The sequence below is a fragment of the Chondromyces apiculatus DSM 436 genome (genome assembly GCF_000601485.1).
GTDB classification, from domain to species: domain Bacteria; phylum Myxococcota_A; class Polyangia; order Polyangiales; family Polyangiaceae; genus Chondromyces; species Chondromyces apiculatus.
In genome coordinates, this window is record NZ_ASRX01000053.1 from 75,052 (window position 1) to 101,739 (window position 26,688).

Consider the following 26,688-nt stretch of genomic DNA (forward strand, 5'->3'; position numbering starts at 1 on the left):
CACGCCGCCTGGTGAGGAGTCCCGTGGAGGCAGGGTGAGCCACCCCGCTGCCCCGGAGGCCGCGGTCCTCAGGCAATGCTGGAAGGGTCGTCGAGCTCGGCGCCAGGTGGTGGGAGATAACAGGAACGGCCCGCGCGGCAGCCGTGCGGGTGCGCGTACGAGTCGTCAGGGCCAGCGGTCTCCATGGTGGAGAGGCACCAGTACACGGCGGTGCTGGAGTGGCCATGACGCCAGTCGAGAAGGCCGGGATGCGGCGAGCCGAAGGCCTGCTTGGTGCGGAGCTTGCGGCACACCACCGGCGGCGCTCCAACGGTTGCCTCCCGGACACGGACCTGCGCCTCGGGCTGCGTGATGTCGGCTGCGAGCGCGACCGCGCCCTCTGCAGGGACGAGGGGCAAGTGATGAGGACGAGCGCCCTGGGAGGCCTTGCTGTCGTCGTGGCTCATGCGGTGTTCCCTCGTGCGGCAAGGATCGTCCGCCGGACGATGGCCTCGAAGATGGTCACCTTGTAGGCGTTCTGTTCGAGCGGGGTCGCCCCCTGCACGGCTGCCTTCGCCGCGGCACGCGCCGTGGCGTCGTCGATCACCTTGTCCGCGAGGGCAGCCTCCGCGGTCCTGGCCCGGACCGGCACGGGCCCCGCCGCGCCGAGCACGATGATGGCGCGCTTGCAGCGGTTTCCGTCGCGTTCGAGGAGCACCGCCACCTCGGCGAGGGGCCAGTCGAAGGACTCCTTCTCGCCCTGTTTGAGGTACGCCGAGCCGGCCTCGGAGGGGGGGTACGGGATCACGATCTCGGTGATGATCTCCCCCGCCCCCAGCGCGTTCTCGCGCATGACGTCCACCTCGGGGGCGACGAAGAAGGTCTCGAGCGGCACCTCGCGGGCGTCGGTCGGACCTGCGATCCTGAGCTTCGCGCCGAGGGCGAGGAGCGCCGTTGCGGTGGCCGAGGGGTGCACCGCCGCGCACGTCTTGTTGTTCATGATGGCGTGGTAGGCGTTCTCGCCGCCGTGCGCGTAGCACCGGCCGCCGCCCTTCTTCTTGCAGACGAAGGCTTCGCTCCGGAAGTACCAGCAGCGGGGCCGCTGGAGGAGGTTGCCGCCCACGGTGGCGACGTTGCGGATCTGAGGCGTCGCTGCATGGCCGGCTGCGTCGGCGAGCGCGCGGTAGCGTCCCTGCACGATCGGGTTGGCGGCGAGGCGCGCCAGGGTCACCAGCGGCCCGACGTGGAGCCCCTCGTCCTTCTCCTCGATCCGGTCGAGCCCCTCGACAGCGCGCAGGTTCACGAGGCGCTGGGGGGCGATGAGACCCTCCTTGAGGAGGTCCATCAGATCGATCCCTCCGGCCTTGACCAGAGCGCCCGGCTCGAGCGCACCCACAGCTTCCTCGATGGTGCTGGGGGTCACCCAGGCGAAGCGGTTCATTGCGCACCTTTCCTTGCCGCGGCCAGTGCCGTGAGCACGCGAGCGGGGGTCATCGGCAGCTCCGTCATCCTCACGCCGGTCGCGTTGTACACGGCGTTCGCCAGGGCAGCCGCCGTGGGTACGGTCGCTGGCTCGCCGATGCCGCCGGCGTCGGTGGAGCTGCGGCCCTGGTACTCCTCGAGGAGCAGGACCTCGATGGCCGGCACCTCGCGGGCGCCGAGCACCTTGTATTGCTCGAAGTTCGGGTTGAGCTGCACGCCGGCCCGTCGATCGAGCACGCGGTTCTCGTAGAGCGCGTACGAGATGCCCTGGAGGATGCCGCCGTTGATCTGGCTCTCCAGCGCGAGCGGGTTGATGGGGCGTCCACAGTCGTGCACGGCCACCACGCGCTCGACCTTGATGATGCCGGTCTCCGTGTCGACGGTGACCTCGGCGAACTGCACGCCGCCGAAGCCGCCGATACCCATGTTCATGCCGGGCCGCCCGGGGGCGAAGCCGCCGTAGTCGTGGGCGCGGCTCCTGGAGGCGGTGATCTGCTCGGTCTTGAGCTTGGCCGCGGCGCTCCTGAAGGGAATCCCCCGGCCGCCGTCGTCCCCGAGGAGCACCTTGCCGCCTTTCAGGCTGAGCGCCTCGGGCCTCGCGCCCATGGAGGCCGCCACGTCGGCGAGGAAGCGGCGGCGCACCTCGTGGGCTGCGTTGCGCGCCGCCGGTGTGATCGACCCGGTGGTCCTGCTGCCGCCCGAGGGGACGCCTGCGGGGAAGGCGGTGTCGCCGACGCGCACGGTGATGTCCTTCGGCTGGAGCCCGAGCTCCTCGGCGACCACCTGGGCCAGCGCCGTGCGGATGCCGGTGCCGATGTCCTGCACGGCGCTGAGCACCTCGACCGTGCCGTCCCGCAGCAGGCGCACCTCGCAGCTCGCGTCGAGGTCGATGAAGCGGTACCAGATGGACTGCGCGACGCCGAGGCCGCGCTTCACCGGGCCCCTGTCCGACCCAGCCGGCTTGCGCCGCGCCCAGTCGAACTTCTGGCTGCCGATCTTCCGCTCCATGCGCCGCGCCGCGCTGTCCACGTTGCGTCCGCCGAGGTCCTCGTCGATGTCGATCTTGTCGCGCAGGGCGAGGGGATCCATGCCGAGCTTCTCGGCGAGTTCGTCGATCACCTGCTCCAGCGCGAAGGCACCCTGAGGGTGCCCCGGCGCGCGGAAGGCCGCCGCCGGCCCCGCGTTGGTGAAGACATCGCTCTCCTCGATGAGGATGTTGGGGCAGGCATACATGTTCTTGGCGACGTTGCCTGCACCCGCGCCGGTGGCGGTGCCCCCCGTGCCCCAGGAGGTGAGGTGGATGGCGGTGAGAGAGCCGTCCTTCTTCGCGCCGACGCGCAGCCGCTGCACGGAGCTCGGGCGGTTGCCGCCGTTCACGTGCTCCTCTTTGCGATCGAGCATCAGGCGCACCGGCGCGCTTGCCTTCTTCGACAGGTGCACGGCGAGGACGCCGAAGTTGCCGATCCCGAACTTGGAGCCGAAGCCGCCGCCCATGAACTCGGTGACGACCCGGATCTTCCCCTTGGGCAGGCCGAAAACCTCGGCGAGTTCGTCGCGCACCGTGCTCGTGCCCTGCGTCGAGGCGTAGACGGTGAGCACCTCGGGCTTCCAGTCCGCGACGACGCCGTGAGTCTCCAGGGCCGAGTGGGTCTGTACGGCCGTCCTGAAGGTGTTCTCCACGGTGATCTCGGCCTCTTCGAAGCCCTTCTCCACATCCCCGCGCGGTGGCCCGAGCGGGCCGGTCTTCGTGGGACCGCGGACGTTGCCCTGCTGCGGCACGTTGGGGACGGCGCCTCCTCCGCCGGCGGTGGCGGGCTGCTCCGTGGCACCGGGGAACACCCGAGGTGCGTCGGGCTTGCGTGCTTCCTCCAGGTCCACCACGAAGGGCAGCACCTCGTAGTCGACCTTGACGAGGCGCATCACCTCCTCGGCGTCCGCGGGGGTCGCGGCGGCGATCGCCGCGATGGGCTGGCCGACGTACCGGACGATGGGGAACTTCGAGGGGGTTTCCTGCTTGGGGTCGCGGAGCTTGGCGCCTCCGCGCATGTGCTCGAGCACGTGCACCGCCCGCGCGGCCGGGTGGCGCTCGGCCGCCGTCACGTCGATGTTCTTGACCCGCGCGTGCGGGTGCGGCGAGCGAATCACGCGTGCGTGGAGCATGCCCGGGAGGCGCACGTCGGCAGTGTAGGTGGCGGCGCCGGTCACCTTGAGGGGGCCGTCGAGACGCGGGAACGGCTTGCCGACCACCGAGAGTTCGGCATTGAGCGGCCAGGGCGGCGGTTCGTCGGACGGCACCGCACGCTCCACCTCGCTGAGCGAGGATCCCCCGGGGAACACCAGGCCCGTCTGGACGGCGACCTTGCCATTCTCGTCGGCCATGCTCAGCTCCCCTTCGCTCCGCTCGACCCGCCCGACCCGCGCCGCGCGGCAGCGAGGGTGGCCTCGAAGACCTTGGGGTAGGTGCCGCAGCGGCAGAGATTGCCGCTCGTCGCCGTGCGCACGTCGTCGAGCGTCGGCCTCGGGTTGCGCTGGAGAAGCGCGGCGCAGCTCATCACCATCCCCGGGGTGCAGAAGCCGCACTGCGCTGCGTCGTGCTCGACGAAGGCCTGCTGGACAGGGTGGAGCGCGCCGCCGCTGGAGAGGCCCTCGACGGTGGTGATGGCCCGGCCCACCGCGTCCATTGCGAAGGTCATGCAGGAGCACACGGGGGTGCCGTCGAGCCACACCGTACAGGCAGAGCAGGCGCCGCGGTCGCACACCACCTTGGTACCGGTCATGCCGAGGTCGGTGCGGAGCACCTCGGCGAGGGTGGCGCGGGGCTCCAGAGAGACGGTGCGCTCCTTGCCGTTCACCTGCAGCGTGACCGGGACCTGCCCCGGGCCCGCGACCTCTGCGCCCTTGCCTCCTGCTCCGCCCACCGCGGCGGGCTTGCAAGCTTCAAGCACGGCCGTCGTGGCCGCAGTCAGGCCCGTGCCCGCCAGGAACCGGCGTCGGCTGAGCCGGAGTGAGGCGCCGGGTAGCGCGACGTCACTCCCATCCTCATCATCGTCTTTCTCGCGGAGAGAGCGCCGATCTGCGTGGTTCTGGCCGTCGTTCGACACGGCTGGAGGGTATGCTGGACTGCCCCACCCGTCCACGAATCGCGCGCCGTTCAGGGCTCTCCCGGAGGCGCATCCTGCGCGCGGTGGACGGTCTGCAGGTCAGCTCCCGATCATGTTGGCCCTCGTCGCAGCCTCACCAGGCCCTCGGGCCGCGTGGCCTCGGGCTGCACCGTGCAGTGACTGAGCCCGTGCACCTCGCGCATGCGCCGGTTCACCGCCGCCGCCACCTCGGTGCCGTGGTGATCGGGGGCGATGACCACGTGCACGGTGAGCACGTCGTAGCCTTCGGAGATCGACCACACGTGCAGATCGTGGAGATCCTTCACCCCTTGCACGGAGCGGATCGTCTCCTCCACGGCCGCGAGATCCATGGCCGCGGGGCTGCCCTCCATGAGCACGTGCGAGGTGTCGCGCACGAGGCGCCAGCCTCCCCAGAGGATCAGCCCGCCGATGGCCATGCTGATGGTGGGGTCGGCGCGGTACCAGCCAAACAACAGGATCAGCAGCGCGGAGACAAGCGCACCCACCGAGCCGAGCGCGTCGGAGAGCACGTGCGCGAGCGCCGCACGGGTGTTGACGTTGTGGCCCGCCTGGCCGGCCGAGAGGATGGCCGCCGAGATCAGGTTCACCAGCAGCCCCGTGCCCGCGGTGATCGCCACCGCCTCGCCCTGGATCTCGGGCGGGGAAGACCAGCGCGACACGGCCTCGACGAAGATCCAGATCGCCGTCAGGCCGAGGGCGATGCCGTTGGCGAAGGCGGCGAGCACCTCGGCCCGGCGGTGGCCGAAGGTACGGTCGCGCGTCCGCTCCCGCGCCGCGATGCGCTGGGCGATCATGGCCAGCCCGAGCGCCGCGGTGTCGGCCAGCATGTGCCCGGCATCCGCGACGAGCGCCAGGCTCCCCGACCAGAAGCCCACGCCGGCCTCGACCACCATGAAGGTCGCGGTGAGCGCGAACGCCCACCCCAGCCGGCTCAGGGGCGTAGCACCGTGGTGGTGATGGTGGTGGTCGTGCCCACCTGGGCCGTGATCGTGCCCATCATGGCCGTGAGCTTCGGGGCCGTGGTCATGAGGGTCAGGCCCATGGTCGTGAGGGTCAGGCCCATGGTCGCGAGCGCTGGCTTCGTGATCATGGAGCAGACCGTGGTCATGGGCGCCAGAGCCGTGGTGATGAGGGCTAGGCTCATGGTCGTGGTCACGGCTACCATCGTGGTCGTGACCACCGAGGGGGAACCGCCGGTCGCCCTGGGCGTCTCGCATGGACGTCCACCATCCTCATGCCATCACGCATCCGCTGCAACCCCCCCGGCCCGATCCGGACTATGCTCCGTACGATGCCCGACCGTTCGCAGCGCATGGTGTGGGTCGATCTGGAGATGACGGGGCTCGACGAAGACAGATGCTCCATCGTTGAGATCGCCACGATCGTCACGGAGAGCGACCTCTCTATCGTCGCGGAGGGCCCCTGCCTGGTCATCCACCAGCCCGAGGAGGCCCTCGCGACCATGACTGAGTTCGTCCGCGATCTGCACACCCGGTCGGGGCTCCTGGACCGCATCCGCGCTTCTACCGTGAGCCTCTCCTCGGCGCGTGACGAGACGCTCGCCTTCCTTGCGAAGCACTGCGAACCGGGCAAATCTCCCCTCTGCGGCAACTCGGTCTGGAAGGATCGGGCCTTCCTCCAGAAGGGAATGCCGGAGATCCTCTCGTTTCTGCACTACCGGATCATCGACGTGTCCACCATCAAGGAGCTGGTCCGCAGGTGGTGCCCGGCCAAGGAGGCTCCCAAGAAGCGCGAGGTGCACCGCGCCCTCGAGGACATTCGCGAGTCCATTGCCGAGCTGCGCTGGTACCGCGACCGCATCTTCCCCATGCCCGACATGTCGGCCATGGCCACACCGATCCCCGGGACCACCCGATGAACCGCACTCTCGACGTTGCGACATCCTTTGCCGGCACGCTCGTCAGCCTGGGGGGCGGGCTGGGCATCGGTAGCCTCTCCGTCGGCCCCCTCGGAGCGCGTCCCGAGAAGCCGCTCGAACTCTACGAATTCGAGGCCTGCCCCTTCTGCCGCAAGGTCCGCGAGGCGCTCACGGCCCTCGACCTCGACGCGGTGATCTACCCCTGCCCCAAGGACGGCCCCCGCTACCGCGAGGAGATCAGGCGCCGCGGTGGCAAGGCCCAGTTCCCCTATCTCGTGGATCCCAATACCGGCAAGGAGATGTACGAGTCCGACGCCATCGTCCGCTACCTCGCGGAGCAGTACGGCACGGGGCGGGTCCCGTTCGGGCTCTCTCTCGGTCCCATCACCAACCTGGTCTCGACCTCGACCTCGCTGTGGCGCCTGTCCCATGGGCGCCTCTACCGGGCGGCGCGGGCACCGGAGAAGCCGCTGGAGCTCTACAGCTTCGAGCTCTCCCCTTACTGCCGCATCGTCCGCGAGGCGCTCTGCGAGCTGGAGATTCCCTACCTGCTGCACAACGTGGGCAAGGGGAGTCCGAGGCGTGATGCCTTCGTCGCGCGCGCGGGCAAGATGCAGGTGCCCTGGCTTCATGACCCCAATACCGACCGTAGCTTGTACGAGTCGGCAGACATCGTCGCGTACCTCAACGCGACTTACGCGGCCTGAACGAGGGCGAGGGAGCGGCACCGAATGCAGGCGGGGCAGCAACTGACGCAGGCCATCCGGCTTGTGCGACCCCTCTCGGGAGGAGCGATGGGATCCTCCGTCTGGGTCGCGGACCATACCGGGCTCCGCTCCCAGGTGGCGGTGAAGTTCCTCGACGGGTCCCAGGCCAAGGATCCGGATCTGCTCATGCGCTTCCGGCAGGAGGCGCGCGCGGCAGCGCAGCTCAAGAACCCGCACGTGGCGCAGGTTCTCGGCCACGGGGTCACCGACGACAACGAAGCCTACCTGGTGCTCGAGCTGCTCGAAGGCGAGACGCTCCAGAGCCGGCTGCAGCGCCTCGGCCCGCGGCCCCTGAACGAGGTGGCCCGCATCGTGTCCCAGGCCGCCAAGGCGCTCGGCCAGGCCCACAGGTTCGGTGTGTTCCACCGCGACATCCGGCCCGAAACCATCCTCCTCGTCGACGGCGAGGGAGAGCCCTTCGTCAAGGTGATCGATTTCGGCTTCGTCAGGAGCGCAGGCGCCGACAGCACGCGCGTGCCCCCTTCGGGACAGCCAGCGACGCCGTACATGAGCCCCGAGCAGCTCGACGGCGTCAAGCAGGTGGACCACCACGCCGACCTCTGGTCGCTCGCGGTGGTGGCCTACGAGGCGCTCACGGGCCGTCCGCCTTTCCGCGCAGACTCGCTGAGCGGGCTCGTGATCGCGGTGGAGACGGGGGCGTTCGCGCGCCCGAGCACACTGCGGCGCGGGCTGCCGGAAGCGGTGGACGCATGGGTGGCCCGCGCGCTCCAGCGCGACCCGGAGGCGCGCTTCGGCTCGGCGCGCGACCTCGCGGAGGCCTTCGAGAGCGCGACGGGCGCGCCGACGCGGGCCTCGTCCTCCGACGTGGACAGCGGCCCCGTCCCTTCCGTCTCGTCCGTCTCCTCCTCCTCCCGCCCCACGGCCCGCCCCATTCCCCCGACGCCGGATTCCCGCCCGGGCCTCGGACCCCCCTCGAGCTGGTCGGGCTCGGGGCTCGTGGGCAGCGCCGGCCTGTCCAGCGCCATGGAACGGGGGCCGGAGTCCCGCCGGATCCCCGTCGCGGTCGCCGTCACCAGCGCCGAGGAGACCTCGCGCGCGAGGCTCGGCACCGTCCCGCGCGAGGCACAGGAGCTCCAGGTCAAGGAAGGTCGCGTCTCGCTGGTGCGTGGCCACATCGTCAAGCTCGGCACCGAGGCCATCGTCTGCCCGGCGGACGAGAAACTCACCCCCGGCTTCGACGGCGTGAGCCAGGCGATTCACCGCGCGGCAGGCCCCGAGCTTGCCGAGATGGCGACGCGCATCGGCCGCTGTGCTCAGGGCAACGCCGAGATCACTGGCGCCGGACGTCTACCGTCGCCCATCCGGAACGTCATCCACGCCGCGGGCCCCCTGTTCCAGGCCTCCCGCGAGCCGGAATGCGCAGCCCTCCTCAAGCGCGTGGTGGAGGTCAGCCTCCAGCGCGCCGAGCAGTACAACATCCGCAGCGTCGCATTCCCCGCGATGAGCACGAGCTACGGCTACCCCATCGAGAAGGCTGCCCCCATCCTCCTGGAGGCGGCGGTCGAGCACCTGCAGCGGGCGACTTCCGTTCGCCTCATCGTGTTCGCCCTGCTCACTGACGTGAGCTTCACGGTCTTCAGCCAGTCTCTCGGCGCCCTCTCCCGCAAGAAGTCGTGATCCGGCGCTGCGCCTTCCGGGCCCTGTAAGGTCCCCCGGGCGTCATCGTTCTTTCGCGCGTCCCCACGACGACGAAGGAACCGCCGCCATGAACGCCTCCCGCTCGCGCCTCGCCAAAGCCCTCGCCCTCATCACCGCCGCGACCTCGCTCCTCACCGGCTGCGGCGCTGCCGGCCCGATGCAGGCCCCCGGGGGCATGGTGGCGGCCGCGCCCGCTCCGGCTCCGGTGATGACCCACTCCCTGTACGCCAAGGATGCCTCTGGGTCCCTCTCCGAGGGCGATCTGCAGCGCGTGCTCGAGTCTCCGATCGATCTGCAGTTTCCCGCGCGGGTCGGGGTGGTCCCCCTGGCGAGCGCGTTCGAGCCGGGAGGCGACGTCTCGCTCTCGGTCCGCAGCGTCGCCTCGCGCGACCTCGCGCGCGCGCTCACGGGCCACCCCCACTTCTCGCACGTGAGCGACATCTCGACCGAGCTGCCCCACGGCGGCGGCCTCGAAGGGCTGCGGGTCATCGCCGCGCGCTACCGGCTTCGCTACCTCCTCCTCTACTCGGAGCGCTTCGAGGACGCGACCCACCTCAATGGCTGGGCCTTTCTCTACCCCACCATCCTCGGCATGTTCGTCGCCCCTGGCGTCACCGTGAAGAGCCGCGGCCTCGCCCAGGTCGACCTGCTCGACGTGCGCACGGGGACCATCCTCTTCTCCGTCGTCGAGCCGATGCAGGTGGAGGGGCACTCCCTGATGATCGGGGCCGAGCGCTCCCACCGTGATCTCGAGCGCGAGGCGGCTGCAGGAGCGGCGAGAGCCCTCGCCAAGAGGGTCGCGGCCCAGACCAACGAGCTCGTGGCCTTCGCCGACACCTCTGCCCTCGGCGGGACTGCGGTGCGGACCCGCATCCTCCCCGCGCCCATCCAGGTCGGCGCTTCCAGCAGCGCGATCGGCCCCTCCGCAGCGCTCCGCTGAGCGAGACCGGCGGGGGACCGTCCCGACGAGGCATTCGCACGGGTGCCAACCCGTCCCGCGAATGCATCACGGGCCTGCACCCTGGAATGCATTCACCAGATTCCCGCTGCCTGCATGCATTCGACGAAGGCGCACGCCCGCGGTGGAGTGCCTCCACGCTGGCTCACCTCGCGTGATTCTCTCGTCATTCGCCGACGACGCCGAAGGCGCAGGGTGGAGCCCAGAGGATTCAGGAGACGCGGAGGGCCGGCAGGGGCCTTCCACCTGCACATCATAATAGCGAAAAAACAGCCAAATTCAAGGCTTGAGCGCGCTCGCCCCAAGCGTAGGTTTCAGCTCACCAGCGACCGCTTCCGGATCGCGGGGCAGGAGGGGTGTATGCTCGCGCCGAGAGGCCGGCCCGTCACGGCCGGGGAGTCCGCGCTCATTGCAGAACAGGAGCGCCTGGCGGTCGCGGCGCGCGATGCCGCCCGGGCCGCGCAGCGACGCCTGGAAGGCGCCGGATGTGGAAAGAGCGTCCGGGCCGCGCTCGCCTCGCTGCGGGACGACTACGAAGCCGCTGGCGAGGAGGACAGGCCGGGAGTGCTGGCGCAGATGCACGAGGTTGCCGCGCGCGAGGACATCCGCCGTGAGGCGCCGCCGGGAGACCTCGACGCTCCCTACTTTGCCCACATGCGCGTGCGCACCGGCGGACGGGTGCGCGACGTGCTCCTCGGGACGCGCCCGCTCCTCGATGCGGGCCGCGGCGTCACCGTCGTCGATCACCGCCGCGCGCCCATCGCCGAGGTCTTCTTCACCTGCGCGCCGGGGGACGAGTACGAGATCGAGGTTGACGGCCGCAGCGTGGAGGGCGTGCTGGAGCGGCGACACATCGTCACGTTCGCGCGGGGCGCGCTCGCGGCGGTGAGCGTGCCCGGAGGCGCGCTCGAACGGTCCGACGATGGCTGGCGCTTCGAGCCAGGTGCGCTGGTCCCGACGCTCACCCGCGCGTCCGGTCAACCCCTCGCGGCCGAGCTGCCGAGCCGCGGCGAGGGGGGACCCCGGCTCGCGTCCCTGCTCGACGCCGCCCAGACCGCCCTCCTCCGCCGCGCGCCCGACGAGCCGCTGCTCGTCCTCGGTGCGGCCGGGTGCGGCAAGACCACGGTCGCTCTTCACCGCGTCGCCGCCATCTGCCGCGCCGCTCCCGACCGTTTCGATCCGGCCCGCGTGCTCGTCGTGGTTCCCGAGCCCGGCCTGCTCCACCTCGCCCGGAGAATGCTCGCCGACCTCTCCATGGAGCAGGTCCTCGTGCAGACCTTCGACGACTGGATCCGGGGGGAGGCACGGAGGCTCTTCCCCTGGTTGCCCCCGCGCGAGGCCGAGGAGGCTCCCTTCGGCATCCGCCGCGTCAAGCGCCACCCCGCGCTCACCGTCGCCATCGACGCGCTCATCGAGGAGAGCACCCGCGAGATCGCCTCGCGCCTCGACCGCCTGCTCGCGGGTCATGGCCGGATCCGCGCGGCCATCGAGGCGCGCACGGAGACCATCCTCGACGAGCGCCTCCGCCTCGCGGGCGAGGTCCTCCTCGCGGAGGCTGCACCGAAGCGCAAGCGCCTTCTCGAAGGCGCCCTCCGCGAGGAGCGCAGGAAGCTCGAACGGGTGCGCGGCGATCTACGCCGCCTCGTCGGCGACCGCGCCCTGCTCGATCAGGCGGCGCGCGTCGCGGGCGGCGACCTGCCTCCGCTCGTCCTCCAGCAGCTCACCGATCACACCCGCAGGCAGCTCGACGATCCCAGCGAGGTCCGCTACGCGCACGTGGACGCCGATCGCCTGATCACGCTCGACGGACGCAGCCTGGACGACGGCACCCCCGACGCCACCGCCGGCACCGTGGACGTCGAGGATTACGCGATCCTCCTCGAACTGCTCTACCGCAAGACGGGCCGCACCTCGACCCGCGCGGGCGCGCTCTCGCGCTATGCCCACCTCGTCCTCGACGAGGCCCAGGAGTTCGCCCCCATCGAGCTGCGTGCCCTCGGCCGCGCCCTCGCCGGCGGGAGCGCGACCGTCGCCGGCGACGCCGCTCAGCGTATCGACCGGACCAGCCACTTCGCCTCCTGGGACGCGGTGGTCGGCGAGCTGGGCGTGGAGGTCGCCCCTGCCCATCTCGAGACCTCGTACCGCTGCCCGCGCCCCCTCGTGGAGATGGCCCACCTCGTCCTCGGTCCCGACGCCCCGCCCAGCATGCCCCGCGCTGCCCGCGAAGGTCCCCCGGTGCTCCTCTCGATGCTGCCGGACGAAGGGCATGCCGCGGTGGTCATCACCGAGGCACTCCGTGACCTCGCCGCGCGAGAGCCGCGCGCCTCCGTCGCCGTGATCGCCCACGACGCTGCTACCGCGCGCGCCGTCCACGAGGTCATCATCCGCGCCCTCCCGGCGCGCCTCGTGCTCGATGGCAGCTTCACCTTCGCGCCGGGTGTCGAGGTCACCGAGATCACCCAGGTGAAGGGCCTGGAGTTCGATCTGGTCATCGTCCCCGACGCCGACGCCGCGAGCTACCCGGACACCCCGGCGCACCGGCGCATGCTCCACGTCGCCCTGACCCGCGCCTCACACCAGGCGTGGATCGTGGCACCCGGTGCGCCTTCCCCGCTCGTCCCCTGGGCTCCGCCAGGTACCAGCCCCACGCCGCCGCAGCGCATGAAAGCTGCGCCCGCGGAGCCATGAGCCGCCTGAGCCCGTGAGCGCCGACGAGCCCCCACCGCCCTCGGACGCGTCACCTGCTGCTCGCGCCGGAGCTGGTTCCGCGCCTCTCCTGCGTGCTGTGGCCTCGGTGAGGCCGCACCCAGCCGTGCGCCGATCGCTCGAACGCCTGACGCGCGTTCGTCTCGAACTTCCTCGTCTCCGGATCCCATACCCGCTGCTCGACCTCCGCGCGTTGCCGCGAGATGCGCACCACGTTGAACGAGTTCATCTCGCCTCGCCCCCGGGTGGAGGTCGCCGTGCCTGCCTGCACGATGAGCGTCGAATGCCCTCCCACGTTGAGGCGCTCCGCCGAGTGCCCCGTGTGGGTCACGTGCAGGTGCCCGGAGAGGATCATGTCGATGCCGCACCCGTCGAGGGCCACCAGTGCCTCGCGCGCTCGCCCCACGAGCTTCTTGTGGTGCGAGCCCTCCGGCAGGTCGAAGGGATGGTGGGTCACGAGGACCTTGATCACCTCGTCTCCGAGCCCGCACATGCGCGCCTTGATCCCTTCGATCTGACTCCAGCTCACCCGCCCATCCTTGATGGTGAGCGCCCGCGCGGTGTTGACCCCGAGCACGGCGATCCCGTCGCCCGTCCAGAAGGGCGCGAGGTCTGCGGTGATGTACTTCCGGTAGCGCCCGAGCCCCCGGAAGAAGCGCGCGAGGACGTCGTAGAGCGGCACATCGTGGTTGCCGGGGACCACGATCTGCGGAAAGGGCAGCGAGTCCAGGAAGGCGCGCGCCGCCACGAACTCGTGGCATTTCGCCCGCTGCGTCAGGTCACCCGAGACCACCACCAGGTCGGGAGCGATCTCCTGCGCGGTGTCGCGGAGCGGGTCCAGCAGGTCCGCGTCGACGCGGCCGAAGTGCAAGTCGGACAGGTGGAGGAGCGTGCGCATGGCGGCGCCTACCCGCCCACCATGACCAGGGGCTCTCGCGTCGGTGTCGGTCGCATGGGCGTCGCCCGGGCCCCCACGGTCGGCGGCGTGATCACCCGCAGCGCTCCAGGCAGCGCGCGGTAGTGGAGCGGCGTCGAGAACTCCCGGACCTCACCGTCGAGCGCGATGAGGATCCGATCGGCTTCGATCTCGGCCACCATCTCGGGCGTGCGCGCGTGCTCGATGTCACGCGCCAGGTGGAGCTGCCGCATGGCCGCCGCCCCGAGCAGCCGCACCATGGCCAGCCGATCCTCGGTCGTGACCACACTCACCCCGAGCTCCCCGTGACCTGGTGCAGGCCGACCCCCGAGGTCGAGGTCTCCCAGCAAGTAGTCGTTGTTCCCCACGAACACGAAGGGCGTCCGCAGCCACCGCTCGCCGCTCGCGGTGATCATCCTCACCGCGGTGAGCGCGTGGTTCGGTACGAGCGCTGCGGTGGCCATGGCGTAGGCCACCCACTTGTTCATTCCCCGCGTCGCCCGGAGCTCGTCCCGGTACCGGATGATGCTCGGGTGGATGCCGAAGGTGGAGTTGTTGACGAAGAGCCGCCCGTTCACCTCTCCCGCGTCGACCTGCACCGTGTGCCCCGTGGCGAGGGCCTTCACCGCGTCCTCGAGCTTCCAGGGGATGCCCACGGATTTCGCGAAGTGGTTGATGGTCCCGAAAGGCAGCACCCCGAGGGTGACCCCCGTCCCGACTACCGCCCCCGCCACCGAGCTGATGGTGCCATCTCCCCCCGCCGCGACGAGGACCGGATACCCCGCATCGACGGCGCGCCGCGCGGCCGCATCGACGTCGTCCCCTGGCTCCACGCAGACCAGATCCGCGTCGAGCCCCACGGCGTGGAGTTGCTCGGACAGCCTGAGCTTGAGCCCAGCAGCGCTCTGATCTCGCGCGGCGGTGTTGAGCACGATGGCCAGCGGTCGCGGCATACAGAGGATCTCTCCGAGGGAGGATCTTTGGCCGCGCCCGCCCTCTGTCCATCGGGCGCACCCTGATCCAGCCGCGTCAGGCACGGGCGTACATGACGTCGGACCGCAGCACGTACTTGGTCCCCGCGAGCACGGGCGCCCCGCGGTGAGAGAGCTGGTGCATGAACAGGAGTGCACCCCCGCGCTGGGGCGGCACGCAGAGATCACCGTCGCCATCCATGAAGTCGGTGGTGCCGCCCGCGAACCCGTCGTTCAGGTAGAAGAGCACGGTGAGCATGCTCTGCTCGTCGCGCGACCGCATGAAGGAGCCATCGCGGTGCCAGTCGAAGAACTGCCCGGCCTGGTAGCGGTAGTAACGGAGCCGCTCGTTCAGTCCCACGGCGTAGAAATCTCCGAACGAGGCGGGGACGAAGGGCTCGATGCGCGCCCAGAGCCAGGCCGCGTCCTCCGGAGCGTCGACCATGACCCGCAGGTTGTTGCGGATGTCGGGCGCCATGCGGAACTTGTTCACCCCCACGGTGACGGGCGCGTCGGCGAAGCCCACCCCCTCGGCGCGCTGGATGAGGTGCTCGCACTCCTCGGCGGAGAGGACGGACGAGAGGGTGAAGAGGCGGTCGCCGTGGAGAGCTGTCTTCTCGATGAGGTTCATGCCTGGAAGATGGGGGACGAGGGGCCGGATCCTCCAGGACAGGGACCGGGCAACACCGGGCACTACCGGACAACACCACGCACAACCACGGGCGCCGCCATGGTAGGCCGGGCCCATGCCGCTGCCCGATCGTCCCCGAGTCGTGATCACCGGCGCCGCTTCCGGCCTCGGACATGCCTTCGCCCTGGAGCTGGCCCGCAGCAAGAGCGCGCGGGTCCTCGTTGCCGACGTGAACCTGGAGGGCGCCGAGGAGACGGCGCGCCTCGTGCGCGAAGCCGGCGGCGAGGCGTCCACCGTGAAGTGCGACGTGAGCCGGCGCGAGGAGGTGCTCGCCCTGCCCGACGAGGCAGACCGCGCCCTCGGCGGCACGGACTTCCTGATCAACAACGCTGGCGTCGCCGTGGGTGGGATGATGGGCGACGTCCCGCTCGAAGACTGGGACTGGGTGATGGGCATCAACCTCTGGGGCGTCATCTACGGGTGCCACGCCTTCGCGCCCCGGCTCCGCGCCCAGCGGCACGGCGCCATCCTCAACGTGGCCTCTGCGGCGGGGCTGCTCTGCGCGCCGCCGCTCATGCCCTACAACGTGACCAAGGCCGGCGTCGTGGCCCTGTCCGAGACCCTGCGGGCCGAGCTTGGGCCGTCCGGGGTCACCGTGACCGTCCTCTGCCCGACCTTCTTCAAGACAGGCATCGCTGCGAGCGGCCGCACCCACGTGCCGGGCGCTGGCCCCGAGGCCGTTGAGCGCATGATGGCCCGGTCCAAGGTGCAGGCCGACGGCGTGGCTCAGTTCGCGATCAAGGCGGTGGACCGGGGCGACCTGTACGCGCTGCCGCACGCGGACGGCCGTGTCGCCTGGCACCTGAAGCGGAGCGCGCCGCAGGCGTTCTACGACTGGATCGTGCCGCGGGTCATGCGCCGGATGAAGTGAAGGGCAGCCGTGACGCGGGCAGCGGCTTCACGGCCCTCGGTTCACGTCCAGGCTGGAGGCATTCCCTCGTGGGGATGCCTGCGCGAATGCTCACGCCATGGGTGGGGCAGGGCGGATAAGCTCCCACCATGGGGGCTCTACGTGAACGCAACTCTGCCGCAGAGATCTCGACCATCGCTCTCGGAATAGGGGTGCTCTTCCTGGTGACGCCGGTGCGCCTCGTGTGGGCCCGCGCCGAGGTGGGATGGGGGGTGGCGTTCGGCGTGTGGCTCGGCCTCGTCGGCCTCGCGGTGTGGTGCGCCCGCGCGACGAGGCGCGAGATGCGTGAGAGGCCGGAGCGGTGACCTCCGACGCCCCCCTGCTCGCGGCAGCGCTCGGTTACATGGCGACGCTCTTCCTCCTCGCCCACGCGGCGGAGCGGGGACGCTTGCCCACGGCGCTCTCGCGGCACCCGGTGACGTACGTGTTCTCGCTCGGCATCTATGCCAGCTCCTGGACGTACTTCGGGAGCGTGGGTGTCGCCGAGCAGTACGGCCTCACGTTCATCGCCGTGGCGCTCGGACCGACGCTCGCGTGCCTCGCCATCCCCGTGGTCTGGCTGCCCCTCCTGCGCCTCGTGCGCCAGTACCAGCTCGGCACCCTCGCCGACCTGTTCGCGTTCCGTTACCCGGGACGCCTCACTGGCGCTGCGGTCGCGGTGTTCGCGCTGGTGGCCTCGGTCCCTTACCTCGCCCAGCAGATCCGGGGCGTCGTCAGCTCGGCGCGCACGCTCGCGTCGGAGCAATCGATCCCCACCCTCGCCCTGCAGGTGACGGGGCTGCTCGCGCTGTTCGCCGTGCTGTTCGGCGCCCGCCATGTCTCGCCCCGCGAGCGGCACGCAGGGCTCGCCGTGGCGATGGCGTTCGCCTCGCTGGTGAAGGTCGTGGCCCTGCTCGCGGTGGGGGCCTTCGCGCTGTGGGGCGTGTTCGGGGGCGTGTCCGGGCTCGTGCAGTGGCAGGAGGCGCACCCCGAGGCGATGCGCGCGGTGTTCACGCCCCTGGAGGAGGGGACGAGCTGGGGCTCTCTCATCCTGCTCTCCTTCGGGGCCGCGTTCCTCTTGCCGCGGCAGTACCACGTGGCCTTCGCCGAGGGGCCGCCGGACCGGTGGCTTCTGTCCGCGGGGTGGGGATTCCCGCTGTACCTCCTGCTGATCAACCTGCCGATCCTTCCCATCCTGTGGGCCGGTCAGCAGGTCGCGCCGGGGGTCTCTGCCGACGTGCTGGTCCTCGCGCTCCCGCACGCCATGGGCGCCGCGTGGCTGTCGCTGCTCGGCTTCGTGGGCGGCATCGCCGCGGCGAGCGCGATGGTGATCGTGACGACCATCGCCCTCGCGTCGATGACCCTCAACTCCCTCGTGCTGCCCGCGCGGATCGAGGTGCTCCGGCACGACGCCTACGCGCGGCTCCTCTGGCTGCGGCGGGCGCTCATCGCAGCGATCGTGGTCGCCGGCTACGGCCTCTACCTCCTGGAGGCGCAGACCGGCCCGCTCGTGCAGCCAGGGCTCGTGTCGTTCGTGGCCTTCGGCCAGTTCCTGCCCGGCCTCTTCGGGCTCCTGTTCTGGCAGCGCGCGACCCGCGCAGGGTTCCTCGCCGGCCTCGGCGCAGGGGTGCTCGTGTGGATGGCGACCGCGATGCTCCCGCTGTTCGCGCTCTCCGAGGGCACCCCGATCGACATGGCTGTCCTCGCGGCGGGCCTGGGCATGCGCTCGCCGGATCTGTGGACGGTCCCCACCGTGGTGTCGCTGTCCATCAACGGCCTCCTGTTCGCGGTCGTCTCGCTCTTCACCCGCCAGAGCGCGGCGGAGGTGGAGGCGGCGCGTCGGTGTGCGGACAGGGGCTCCGCGCCGGTCGAGGTCGCACCCGCGACGTCGGCGGAAGCCCTCACCGGGCGCCTCGCCTGGGCACTCGGCCAGGAAGCTGCGCAGAAGGAGGTGGAGCGCGCGGTGGAGGCGCTCGGCGTCGACCGGGGAGACCTGAGGCCCGCCGAGCAGCGGCAGCTCCGGGAGCTGGTGGAGCGGAACCTGTCGGGCCTCATCGGACCCGTGCTCGCGCGGATGGTGATCAACCACGGCGCCTCCGCCGGGTCGGACGAGGACGCGGCGCTCGCGGACCAGATCCGGTTCCTGGAGGAGCGGCTGGGTCAGCGCAGCGGCGTGCTCCAGGGAACGGCGGCGCAGCTCGACGTCCTGCGGCGCTACCTGCGCTCCGTGCTGGAGGGGCTCCCACTCGGGGTCTGCGCGCTGGGCCCCGACCGGAGCGTGATCCTGTGGAACCGGGCCCTCGCGGTCGTCACGGGCGTGCCTGGTGAGGACGCCGTGGGGCTGTCCATCGGAGAGGTGCCGGCGCCCTGGGGCGAGGCGCTCGGGAAGCTCGCGCAGGAAGAGCAGCAGGGCGTCGACCAGATCACGGTGCGCGCGCGCGAGGGACAGCGGTCGCTGCGGGTGCACCGCGCCGAGCTGGAGCGATCGGCCCTCCCGGGAGGCGCGGGCACGGAGACCGCCGGCACACCGAACGTCACGGGCGCCGGGGGCATCGCGAGCACCGCGGGCACTGCGGGTCCCGCGGGTACTGCGGGTACTGCGGGTACTGCGGGTACTGCGGGTACTGCGGGTCCCGCGGGCGGGTCCGGAGGCATGGTGCTCCTCGTCGAGGACCTCACCGAGCGCGAAGCCCTGCAAGCGCAGCTCATCCACCACGATCGCCTCGCCTCCATGGGGCGCCTCGCGGCCGGGATGGCCCACGAGATTGGCAACCCCCTCACGGGCATCACCTGCCTCGCCCAGAACCTGGAAGAGGAGACCGACACCCCCGACGTCCGCGATCGGGCGCGGATGATCGTGGAGCAGGCGCTGCGCATCAGCGCCATCGTCGGCTCGCTCAAGACGTTCAGTCAGGCGGGGAGCGCGGGCTCGGGGGGACGCGCGCGGCAAGCTGGCGTTGCGGACGAGCAGCGCGTGGCGGCGCGGGTGGGAAGGGTGCCGCTCGGCGCGGTCGTGGACGACGCGATGCGCTTCGTCGCCCTCGACCGCATGGCGCGGAAGGTGACCATGGAGAACCTGTGCCCGGAGGATCTGGTCGTCCTCGGAGAGCGCCGGCAGTTGACGCAGGTGTTCGTGAACCTGCTCCTCAATGCACGCGACGCGTCAAGCGTCAGGGGGCAGGTGATCGTCACCGCGCAGGCGAGCGGCGAGACCGCTACCGCGAGCGTCATCGATCACGGCGCCGGCATCCCCCCGGACCTCGTCGGGAGGGTCTTCGAGCCGTTCTTCACCACCAAGGCTCCAGCCGAGGGGACGGGGCTCGGGCTCTCGCTCGTCTACAGCATCGTGCGCGAGCACGGAGGCGAGGTGGAGATCGAGAGCCAGGAAGGAATTGGCACCACCGTGAGTGTGCGGCTTCCCCTGGCGCCGCCTTCGAAGGAAGATCCAGGCCCGTCGGCATGGCCCGCATCCTCATCGTCGAAGACGAGCTCGTGATCCGAACCGAGCTGCGCCGCCTCCTGGCGCGGCAGGGCTACCAGATCGCCGAGGCCGGGTCGGTGCGCGAGGCAGAGAGCGACCACGACCCGGGCGCGTTCGACCTGGTGATCGCCGACGTGCGCCTCCCGGGCGCGCCGGGGACCGACCTCGTGGCGCGCTACCCGGGCATACCGGTCCTGGTGATGACCAGCTACGCCACCGTGCGCTCCGCCGTCGACACCATGAAGCTCGGGGCGACCGAGTACCTGCCCAAGCCCTTCGACCACGACGAGATGCTCCGGATCGTGGAAGCGATCCTCGCCCGCCCCCGCCCCGCGGGCCTGGACGCGGCACAGGCCTCCGCAGCGACCCGCAGTGGCGCCCTGGCGCGGGAGGAAGGAGGCCGCGAGCTCGGCATGATCGGCAGCTCGCCGGTCATCCGTGAGGTCTTCGAGCGCATCCGCAAGGTGGCGCCGAGTGACGCGACGGTGCTGGTCCTCGGAGAGAGCGGGACGGGCAAGGAGCTGGTGGCCGTGGCCATCCACCGCCACAGCCGCCGGCGCGACCGGGCGTTCGTGCCGGTGAACTGCGCCGCGATCCCGGAAGGTCTGATCGAATCCGAGCTGTTCGGGCACGAGCGCGGCGCCTTCACGGGAGCGACGCATGCCCACGCGGGCCTCGTCGAGGCGGCCGACGGAGGGACGCTGTTCCTCGACGAGATCGGGGAGCTTCCGGCCTCGGCGCAGGCGCGGCTCTTGCGCTTCCTGCAGACCGGCGAGGTACGCCACGTGGGCGCCACGCGGGCCCGCCGGGTGAGCGTACGGCTCGTGGCGGCGACGCACCGCGACCTGCAAGCCATGGTGCGCGAGGGGACGTTCCGGAGCGATCTCTACTTCCGGTTGCGGGTGATCGAGGTGCGCCTGCCCCCGCTGCGCGAGCGCGCTGGCGACGCCGTGACGCTCGCCCGCAGCTTCGTCGCCCGCGCGGCGGCAGGAGGCGTCGTGCGGGCGGTGGACGGCGCCCCAGGGGTCGGCACCGCCGAGGAGGCGAGGTTCGTGCTGAGCCCCGAGGCCGAGCGCGCCATCATGGCGCACCCGTGGCCCGGGAACGTGCGCGAGCTGGAGAATGCGATCGAGCGGGCCGTGGTCCTCTGCGAAGGAGGCTCGATCACCCCGGAGCTGCTCGGGCTGGAGGAGGGCGAGACGTCGCCGGACGCGTCTGCCATGGCCGCCGCCCTCCCCGCAGGCGCCGCCGAGTCGTCGCTCTCGCTGGAGGACTACTTCCGCAAATTCGTCCTCGACCACCAGGAGCACCTGACGGAGACGGAGATCGCCAGGCGCCTGGGCATCAGCCGCAAGACCCTCTGGGAGCGTCGTCAGCGGCTCGGATTGCCGCGCCACCGAGGGGGCTGACGTCGGCAGAGGCCGGCGTTACGAGAGCCCCAGAGACGGATAGGGTGAGCGCAGGAGAGGGACGCGGATTGCGGCGTGGGCGCGGTGGGCGACGTGGGGTCGCGTTACCGAACGTAGCGTCACCTTGTTACGAAAGGCCCCAGTATGGGGCGGGCGCCAGGCACGGCGCAGAGCGTCGCGATGACGTGACGCGCGCGCCTCGTGCTGGCTGGGTCGTGCAGGTCGGCTTCTCGGGTGCTGGCCCTGTGCTTGCAACGAATACATGCAGCCAAACGTGCAGCCAAACGTGCAGCCAAACGTGCAACGAAACGAACGGCAACGAACGGCAACGAACGAGGGGGATGCGCGGCGACCGATGCGATCTCCAGACGACGTCGCAACCCTTCGCTCGCCATCTTCCATGCTTCGACAACGCAGGGCACTCACCCGTGTCCCGCCCAGGGAGTCCTCATGAAGCGCGCGCTCGCCGCCGCGCTCGCCGCCGCCGCGCTCAGCGTGGGCACCGCGGCGCGCGCTCAGGTCATCAGCCCTCCGCCGGGATTCCCGCCGGTGCAGCCGTCGCCTGCGAACAAGTTCCCGGCGCTGAGCCAGGGCGCCACCATCCCCCTCAGTGAGGACGGCTCCCGCTTCGTCAGGATCATGGCCTGGAGCCAGGTGTGGCTGCGCTACGGAGAGCTGAACCCCGGCTCGGTGTTGCGCGGACAGCCTGCGGACTCGGCCTTCGACTTCGCCATCCGGCGGGCGCGCCTCCTCGTGCAAGCGCAGGCGTCGAAGGACGTGATGATGGTCCTCCACCTCGGCATGAACAACCAGAGCGCGGTCTCCGGCGGCTTCGGCCTGGGCGCCGACACCCCGAAGCGCCCGCAGCTCTACCTGCACGACGCCTTCGGCCAGTACCAGATCCTCGAGAATGTGCTCTCCGTGGGCGCGGGGCTTCACTACTGGGGAGGGCCGACGCGCCTCGCGAACAGCACCACCATCTCGATGATGACCATCGACGTGCCCATCTCCAACTGGCCGCTCATCGACAAGACCGACCAGTTCGCGAGGCAGCTCGGCGTGTACGTGAAGGGCAAGATCGAGAAGTTCGACTACCGCCTCGCCGTCAACGAGCCCTTCTCGACGCCTGGCGACCCGGGAGAGCGCCGGGCCGACTACAACCCGGAGACGCGCAAGAAAGCCGTCACCGGGTACTTCAAGTACGACTTCCTGGAGCCGGAGGCCAACGTGCTCCCCTACGCCGTCGGCACGTACCTCGGCAAGAAGACCGTCTGGAACGTGGGGGCTGGCTTCTACCACCATGGTGACGCCATGGCGTACCTCGAAGGCGGCGAGAGGCGTCTCGCCGACCAGCTCTTCCTCGGCGTCGACACCTTCCTCGACCTGCCCACGAAGAGCGCCGGCGCGTTCACCGGCTACCTGAGCGCGCAGTACGAGGACTCCGGGCCTGGCTACGTGCGCAACGTGGGGATCATCAACCCCTCGTCGGGCATCGCCGAGGGCGCGGCGGGGTCCTTCAACGGCGCTGGCAACGCGCTGCCGACCATGGGCACCGGCGTCACCTACTACGGCACCTTCGGGTGGCTCGCCCCCTGGACCTTCGGGCGCGCCGGGCAGCTCCAGCCCTACGCCGCCCTGCGGGTCTCGAACTTCACCGCGCTCGCGGATCCGGTGATCGTGCCCGACCTCGGGCTCAACTGGCTCATCCTCGGCCACAACGCGAAGATCACCGTGAACTACCGGAGCCGGCCGGTGTTCCAGCCGGCCCCTGCGGGCTCGGGCGGCAAGCCCGCGGAAGACACCCGCAAATCCGAGGTGACCCTGCAGACGCAGGTCTACCTCTGAACCGCGGGAGCGCTGAACAGCGAGAGCAGCGAGGGGTGCGCGGCGCCCCGGAAGCAAGGATGGTGGGAACCATGATGGATCTGGAATCGAGCCCGCTCGAGCGGGGCAACCCCCGCGCGCGCAGCATGGAGGAGTACCGCGCGCTCTACCGGCAGAGCCTCGCCGAACCCGAGCGCTTCTGGTCCGAGCAAGCGCGCACGCTGTCGTGGTTCCACCCTCCGTACAGCATCCTCGACGTGGACCTCGAGGAGGTGGATTTCTCTTGGTACATGGGCGGCCGGCTCAACGCGAGCTTCAACTGCGTCGACCGCCACGCCGCGGTGAAGCCCGGCAAGCCTGCACTGGTGTGGGCCAAGAACGAGCCCGGCGAGTACAAGGTCTACACCTTCCGCGAGCTCAAGCACCACGTCGGCCGCGTGGCCAACGTGCTCAAGGCCCACGGCGTCCGCAAGGGCGACCGGGTGTGCCTGTACATGCCCATGATCCCCGAGACCGTCTTCGCGATGCTCGCCTGTGCCCGCATCGGCGCCGTGCATTCGGTGGTCTTCGCTGGCTTCTCCGCCGAGGCGCTGCGCGAGCGCATCCTCGACGCGGGCTCGGAGGTCCTGGTGACCGCCAACGAGGCGCCCCGCGGCCCCAAGAAGGTGGCGCTAAAGGCCATCGCCGACGCGGCCATCGAGGGCCTCTCCCAGGTCCGCTCGGTCCTCGTCGCGCGCCGCACCGACGCCGAGGTGCCCATGCGCCCGGGCCGCGACCACTGGCTCGACGAGGAGATGGGCAAGCACAGGTCCACCTGCCCGATCACGTGGGTCGCCTCCGAGGACCCGCTCTTCGTGCTCTACACCTCTGGCTCCACCGGCAAACCCAAGGGCGTCATGCACACCACCGCCGGCTACCTGGTCTATGCCGCGATGACCCACGCCCACGTCTTCGACGCCCAGCCAGACGACGTCCATTTCTGCACCGCGGACATCGGCTGGATCACCGGCCACAGCTACGTGGTCTACGGCCCCCTCGCCAACGGCGTCACCACCGTGCTCCTCGAGTCCACGCCGAACTACCCGGACGCCGGCAGGCTCTGGGAAATCGTCGACGACCTCAAGGCGGCGACCGTCTACACCGCCCCCACTGCGCTTCGCGCCCTCATCGCGGCGGGCGACGAGGTCCTCTCCCGCTCCATCCGCGCGAGCCTGCGCGTCCTCGGCTCCGCGGGCGAGCCGATCAGCCCCGAGGTGTGGCAGTGGTTCAACGACAAGGTGGGGAGCGGCCGCGCCGCTGTCGTCGACACCTGGTGGCAGACCGAGACTGGCGGGGTGATGATCACCCCCCTGCCCGGCGTCACCCCCTGCAAGCCAGGCTCCGCGACCCTGCCCTTCTACGGCGTGGACCTCGCCCTGCTCGACGACGAGGGCCGCGTCATCGACGGTGGCGACGTGAACGGCAACCTGTGCGTGACCCGCCCCTGGCCTGGCCAGACGCGGACCCTCTACGGCAACCACCGCCGCTTCCGCGAGACCTACTTCAACCGCTTCCCGAGCTTCTACTTCACCGGCGACGGCTGCCGGCGCGACGAGGACGGCTACTACTGGATCACCGGCCGCGTCGACGACGTGCTCAACGTGTCCGGCCACCGCCTCGGCACCGCCGAAGTGGAGAGCGCCCTCAGCCGGCACGACGTCGTCGCCGAGTCGGCCGTGGTGGGCTTCCCCCACCCCATCAAGGGCACCGGCATCTTCGCCTACGTCGTGCTGCGCCCCGACGTCCACGTTGAGAGCAAGGAGCAGCTCATCGGCGCCCTCAAGGAGCAGGTGCGGCACATGATCGGCCCCATCGCCACCCCGGATCGCATCCACATGGTCCCTGGCCTCCCCAAGACCCGATCGGGCAAGATCATGCGCCGCATCCTGCGCGGCATCGCCGCGGGCGAGCGCGAAGGCTTCGGCGATACCAGCACCCTCGCCGAGCCGACCATCGTGGAAGCGATCATCGACAGGGTGGCCAGCCAGGAAGGAGTGCCATGAGCGATCTCGAAGAACCGACCCCGGCGCACGGACGCGACGACCAGAAGGGCGCGCTCGAAGCGCTCGCCTCCCGGCGGGGCCGCATCGCGTTCGTGCTCACGGTCGCCATCATGTTCGTCTACTTCGGCTTCGTGCTCCTCGTCGCCTTCGACAAGCCCCTGCTCGGGCGCGTGGTGCAGCCGGGGCTCAGCATCGGTATCGCGCTCGGCGCCGCCGTGATCCTCGCGGCCTGGGTGCTCACGGGCATCTACGTGGTCTGGGCGAACCGCGTTTACGACCCCGCCCTCAAGGCCATCCGCGCCGCCCGGAGGGAGCCATGAGGCCGGAGACATCCCTCGGCCAGTCGAGCCCCCTCGCCATCGCCTTCTTCTTCGGCTTCGTCGCGCTCACCATGGGCATCACCTACTGGGCGGCGCGCCGGACCAAGACCACGAGCGAGTTCTTCGCCGCGGGCCGCAGCGTCACCGGCTTCCAGAACGGCCTCGCGCTCGCCGGCGACTTCATGAGTGCCGCGAGCTTCCTCGGCATCGCCGGCCTCGTCGCCTCCTCCGGCTTCGATGGCCTCATCTACTCCGTCGGCTGGCTCGTCGGCTGGCCGGTGATGACCTTCCTCATCGCCGAGCCCCTGCGCAACCTCGGCAAGTACACCTTCGCCGACGTCGTCGCCTACCGCCTCCGCCAGACCCCGGTGCGCATCGCCGCGGCCGCCGGGGGCCTCACCGTCGTCGCCTTCTACCTCATCGCCCAGATGGTCGGCGCGGGCAGCCTCGTGCAGCTCATGTTCGGCCTCCCTTACGAGACCGCGGTGCTCGTCGTGGGCCTGGTCATGCTCGCCTACGTCCTCTTCGGCGGCATGATCGCCACTACCTGGGTGCAGATCATCAAGGCCGTCCTCCTCCTCGGCGGCGCCACGCTCCTCGCCTTGCTCGTCCTCTCCCGCTTCGGCTGGAGCCCGCTCCGGCTCTTCGACAGCGCGGCGACCATGTACGGACCCGACGTGCTCGCCCCGGGCAAGCTCGTCTCGAACCCCCTCGAAGCCGTCTCCCTCGGCCTCGCCCTGATGTTCGGCACCTCGGGCCTGCCCCACGTGCTGATGCGCTTCTACACCGTCCCCGGCGCGCGCGAGGCGCGCACCTCGGTGTTCGTCGCCACCGGCTTCATCGGGTTCTTCTATCTCGTCACCTTCGTGCTCGGCTTCGGCTCGTCGGTCCTCGTCGGCCGCGACGCCATCAAGGCCGTGGACAAGGGCGGCAACATGGCCGCGCTCCTCCTCGCCGAGGTCGCCGGCGGCAAGGCCTTCCTCGGCTTCATCTCCGCCGTGGCGTTCGCCACCATCCTCGCCGTCGTCGCCGGCCTCACCCTGAGCGGCGCCGCGGCGCTCTCTCACGACATCTGGGTGAGCGTCGTCAAGAAGGGCCACGCCGACGAGCGCGAGCAGCTCAAGGTGGCCCGCATCGCCACCGTGGTCCTCGGCGTGTTCGCCATCGTCCTCGGGGTGGTCTTCAAGGGCCAGAACGTGGCCTTCATGGTGGGCCTCGCCTTCGCCGTGGCGGCCAGCGCCAACTTCCCCGCCCTCATCCTCTCCATGTTCTGGCGAAGGTTCACCACCCGCGGCGCGGTGATCAGCATGGTCACGGGCAACCTCTCGGCCATCGTGCTCATCGCCCTGTCGCCCACCATCCAGGTCGACATCCTGCACAACACCACGGCCCTCTTCCCCCTGAAGAACCCGGCCCTCGTCACCCTGCCCCTCGCGTTCCTGGTGGGCATCGTCGCCTCCCTCCTCTCGCCCGAGCCCACGGCCGAGGCGCGCTTCCCCGAGGTGGAGCGGCGCATGCACCTCGGCGCCCCCGACGACGAGTGAACCATACGGCCGGGGACATTGTCCGCTT

At 70.6% G+C, this 26,688-nt stretch carries 22 protein-coding genes; 13 read left to right on the forward strand and 9 right to left on the reverse strand.

Features of this window, described 5'->3' with window-relative positions:
* Positions 1 to 68 precede the first annotated feature (68 nt).
* The 6 genes from CAP_RS28985 to CAP_RS54135 form a co-directional block, all read right to left on the reverse strand.
* The gene (locus tag CAP_RS28985; protein ID WP_044246895.1) at positions 69 to 446 is read right to left on the reverse strand and encodes a hypothetical protein; all 378 of its coding nucleotides are present in this window, start codon (positions 444 to 446) and stop codon (positions 69 to 71) included.
* Positions 443 to 1,420, reverse strand: coding sequence for an FAD binding domain-containing protein (locus tag CAP_RS28990; protein WP_052376244.1), 978 nt, complete (start codon positions 1,418 to 1,420; stop codon positions 443 to 445). Before CAP_RS28990 ends, CAP_RS28985 begins: the two co-directional genes overlap by 4 nt.
* A complete protein-coding gene (locus CAP_RS28995) occupies positions 1,417 to 3,840 on the reverse strand; it encodes a xanthine dehydrogenase family protein molybdopterin-binding subunit (RefSeq protein WP_044246896.1) in 2,424 nt (807 codons plus the stop codon). The genes CAP_RS28990 and CAP_RS28995 overlap by 4 nt, the downstream gene beginning before the upstream one ends.
* A gap of 2 nt (positions 3,841 to 3,842) precedes the next feature.
* Positions 3,843 to 4,562, reverse strand: a complete 720-nt coding sequence (locus tag CAP_RS29000; RefSeq protein WP_231511750.1) for a (2Fe-2S)-binding protein — start codon at positions 4,560 to 4,562, stop codon at positions 3,843 to 3,845.
* 110 nt (positions 4,563 to 4,672) lie between these two features.
* The gene (locus tag CAP_RS29005; protein WP_044246925.1) at positions 4,673 to 5,539 is read right to left on the reverse strand and encodes a cation diffusion facilitator family transporter; all 867 of its coding nucleotides are present in this window, start codon (positions 5,537 to 5,539) and stop codon (positions 4,673 to 4,675) included.
* The gene (locus tag CAP_RS54135; RefSeq protein ID WP_231511752.1) at positions 5,536 to 5,748 is read right to left on the reverse strand and encodes a hypothetical protein; all 213 of its coding nucleotides are present in this window, start codon (positions 5,746 to 5,748) and stop codon (positions 5,536 to 5,538) included. Before CAP_RS54135 ends, CAP_RS29005 begins: the two co-directional genes overlap by 4 nt.
* A gap of 147 nt (positions 5,749 to 5,895) precedes the next feature.
* Here CAP_RS54135 and orn point away from each other — a divergent pair, with 147 nt between their 5' ends.
* The 5 genes from orn to CAP_RS29030 all read left to right on the forward strand — a co-directional run bounded on the left by orn (position 5,896) and on the right by CAP_RS29030 (position 12,555).
* Positions 5,896 to 6,483 carry an oligoribonuclease gene (gene orn, locus CAP_RS29010; RefSeq protein WP_044246926.1) on the forward strand — a complete coding sequence of 196 codons (588 nt, stop codon included), beginning with the start codon at positions 5,896 to 5,898 and terminating at the stop codon, positions 6,481 to 6,483.
* On the forward strand, positions 6,480 to 7,190 hold the full coding sequence (locus CAP_RS29015) for a glutathione S-transferase N-terminal domain-containing protein (RefSeq protein ID WP_044246897.1): 711 nt from the start codon (positions 6,480 to 6,482) through the stop codon (positions 7,188 to 7,190). Before orn ends, CAP_RS29015 begins: the two co-directional genes overlap by 4 nt.
* Before the next feature lie 87 nt (positions 7,191 to 7,277).
* Entirely contained in the window at positions 7,278 to 8,888 is a 1,611-nt protein-coding gene (locus CAP_RS45775; RefSeq protein ID WP_052376247.1) for a serine/threonine-protein kinase, read from the forward strand.
* Between the two features lie 88 nt (positions 8,889 to 8,976).
* Positions 8,977 to 9,849 carry a hypothetical protein gene (locus CAP_RS29025; protein ID WP_044246898.1) on the forward strand — a complete coding sequence of 291 codons (873 nt, stop codon included), beginning with the start codon at positions 8,977 to 8,979 and terminating at the stop codon, positions 9,847 to 9,849.
* A 378-nt stretch (positions 9,850 to 10,227) separates the two neighbouring features.
* Complete coding sequence (locus CAP_RS29030) at positions 10,228 to 12,555, forward strand: ATP-binding domain-containing protein (protein ID WP_052376249.1); 2,328 nt, start codon at positions 10,228 to 10,230, stop codon at positions 12,553 to 12,555.
* Between the two features lie 49 nt (positions 12,556 to 12,604).
* Here CAP_RS29030 and CAP_RS29035 read toward each other — a convergent pair whose 3' ends face one another.
* The 3 genes from CAP_RS29035 to CAP_RS29045 form a co-directional block, all read right to left on the reverse strand.
* Positions 12,605 to 13,471 (reverse strand): metallophosphoesterase family protein, encoded by an 867-nt coding sequence (locus tag CAP_RS29035; RefSeq protein ID WP_044246899.1) that lies wholly within the window; start codon positions 13,469 to 13,471, stop codon positions 12,605 to 12,607.
* A gap of 8 nt (positions 13,472 to 13,479) precedes the next feature.
* A complete protein-coding gene (locus CAP_RS29040; protein WP_044246900.1) occupies positions 13,480 to 14,442 on the reverse strand; it encodes a diacylglycerol/lipid kinase family protein in 963 nt (320 codons plus the stop codon).
* Positions 14,443 to 14,518: 76 nt separating this feature from the next.
* Complete coding sequence (locus CAP_RS29045) at positions 14,519 to 15,091, reverse strand: prolyl hydroxylase family protein (protein WP_044246901.1); 573 nt, start codon at positions 15,089 to 15,091, stop codon at positions 14,519 to 14,521.
* Between the two features lie 115 nt (positions 15,092 to 15,206).
* On the opposite strand from CAP_RS29045, the gene CAP_RS29050 reads away from it, so the two are divergent.
* From CAP_RS29050 to CAP_RS29080, 8 genes are all read left to right on the forward strand, one after another.
* Positions 15,207 to 16,022 (forward strand): SDR family NAD(P)-dependent oxidoreductase, encoded by an 816-nt coding sequence (locus CAP_RS29050; protein ID WP_044246902.1) that lies wholly within the window; start codon positions 15,207 to 15,209, stop codon positions 16,020 to 16,022.
* A gap of 128 nt (positions 16,023 to 16,150) precedes the next feature.
* On the forward strand, positions 16,151 to 16,366 hold the full coding sequence (locus tag CAP_RS51065) for a hypothetical protein (RefSeq protein ID WP_156041229.1): 216 nt from the start codon (positions 16,151 to 16,153) through the stop codon (positions 16,364 to 16,366).
* On the forward strand, positions 16,363 to 19,536 hold the full coding sequence (locus tag CAP_RS29055; RefSeq protein WP_044246903.1) for an ATP-binding protein: 3,174 nt from the start codon (positions 16,363 to 16,365) through the stop codon (positions 19,534 to 19,536). Before CAP_RS51065 ends, CAP_RS29055 begins: the two co-directional genes overlap by 4 nt.
* Positions 19,500 to 20,930, forward strand: a complete 1,431-nt coding sequence (locus CAP_RS29060; RefSeq protein ID WP_044246904.1) for a sigma-54-dependent transcriptional regulator — start codon at positions 19,500 to 19,502, stop codon at positions 20,928 to 20,930. Before CAP_RS29055 ends, CAP_RS29060 begins: the two co-directional genes overlap by 37 nt.
* 450 nt (positions 20,931 to 21,380) lie before the next feature.
* A complete protein-coding gene (locus CAP_RS29065) occupies positions 21,381 to 22,775 on the forward strand; it encodes a hypothetical protein (RefSeq protein ID WP_052376251.1) in 1,395 nt (464 codons plus the stop codon).
* 71 nt (positions 22,776 to 22,846) lie between these two features.
* On the forward strand, positions 22,847 to 24,796 hold the full coding sequence (gene acs, locus CAP_RS29070) for an acetate--CoA ligase (protein WP_052376253.1): 1,950 nt from the start codon (positions 22,847 to 22,849) through the stop codon (positions 24,794 to 24,796).
* Positions 24,793 to 25,116, forward strand: coding sequence for a DUF485 domain-containing protein (locus CAP_RS29075; RefSeq protein WP_044246905.1), 324 nt, complete (start codon positions 24,793 to 24,795; stop codon positions 25,114 to 25,116). Before acs ends, CAP_RS29075 begins: the two co-directional genes overlap by 4 nt.
* Complete coding sequence (locus CAP_RS29080) at positions 25,113 to 26,660, forward strand: sodium:solute symporter family transporter (RefSeq protein WP_044246906.1); 1,548 nt, start codon at positions 25,113 to 25,115, stop codon at positions 26,658 to 26,660. Before CAP_RS29075 ends, CAP_RS29080 begins: the two co-directional genes overlap by 4 nt.
* Positions 26,661 to 26,688: the final 28 nt, after the last annotated feature.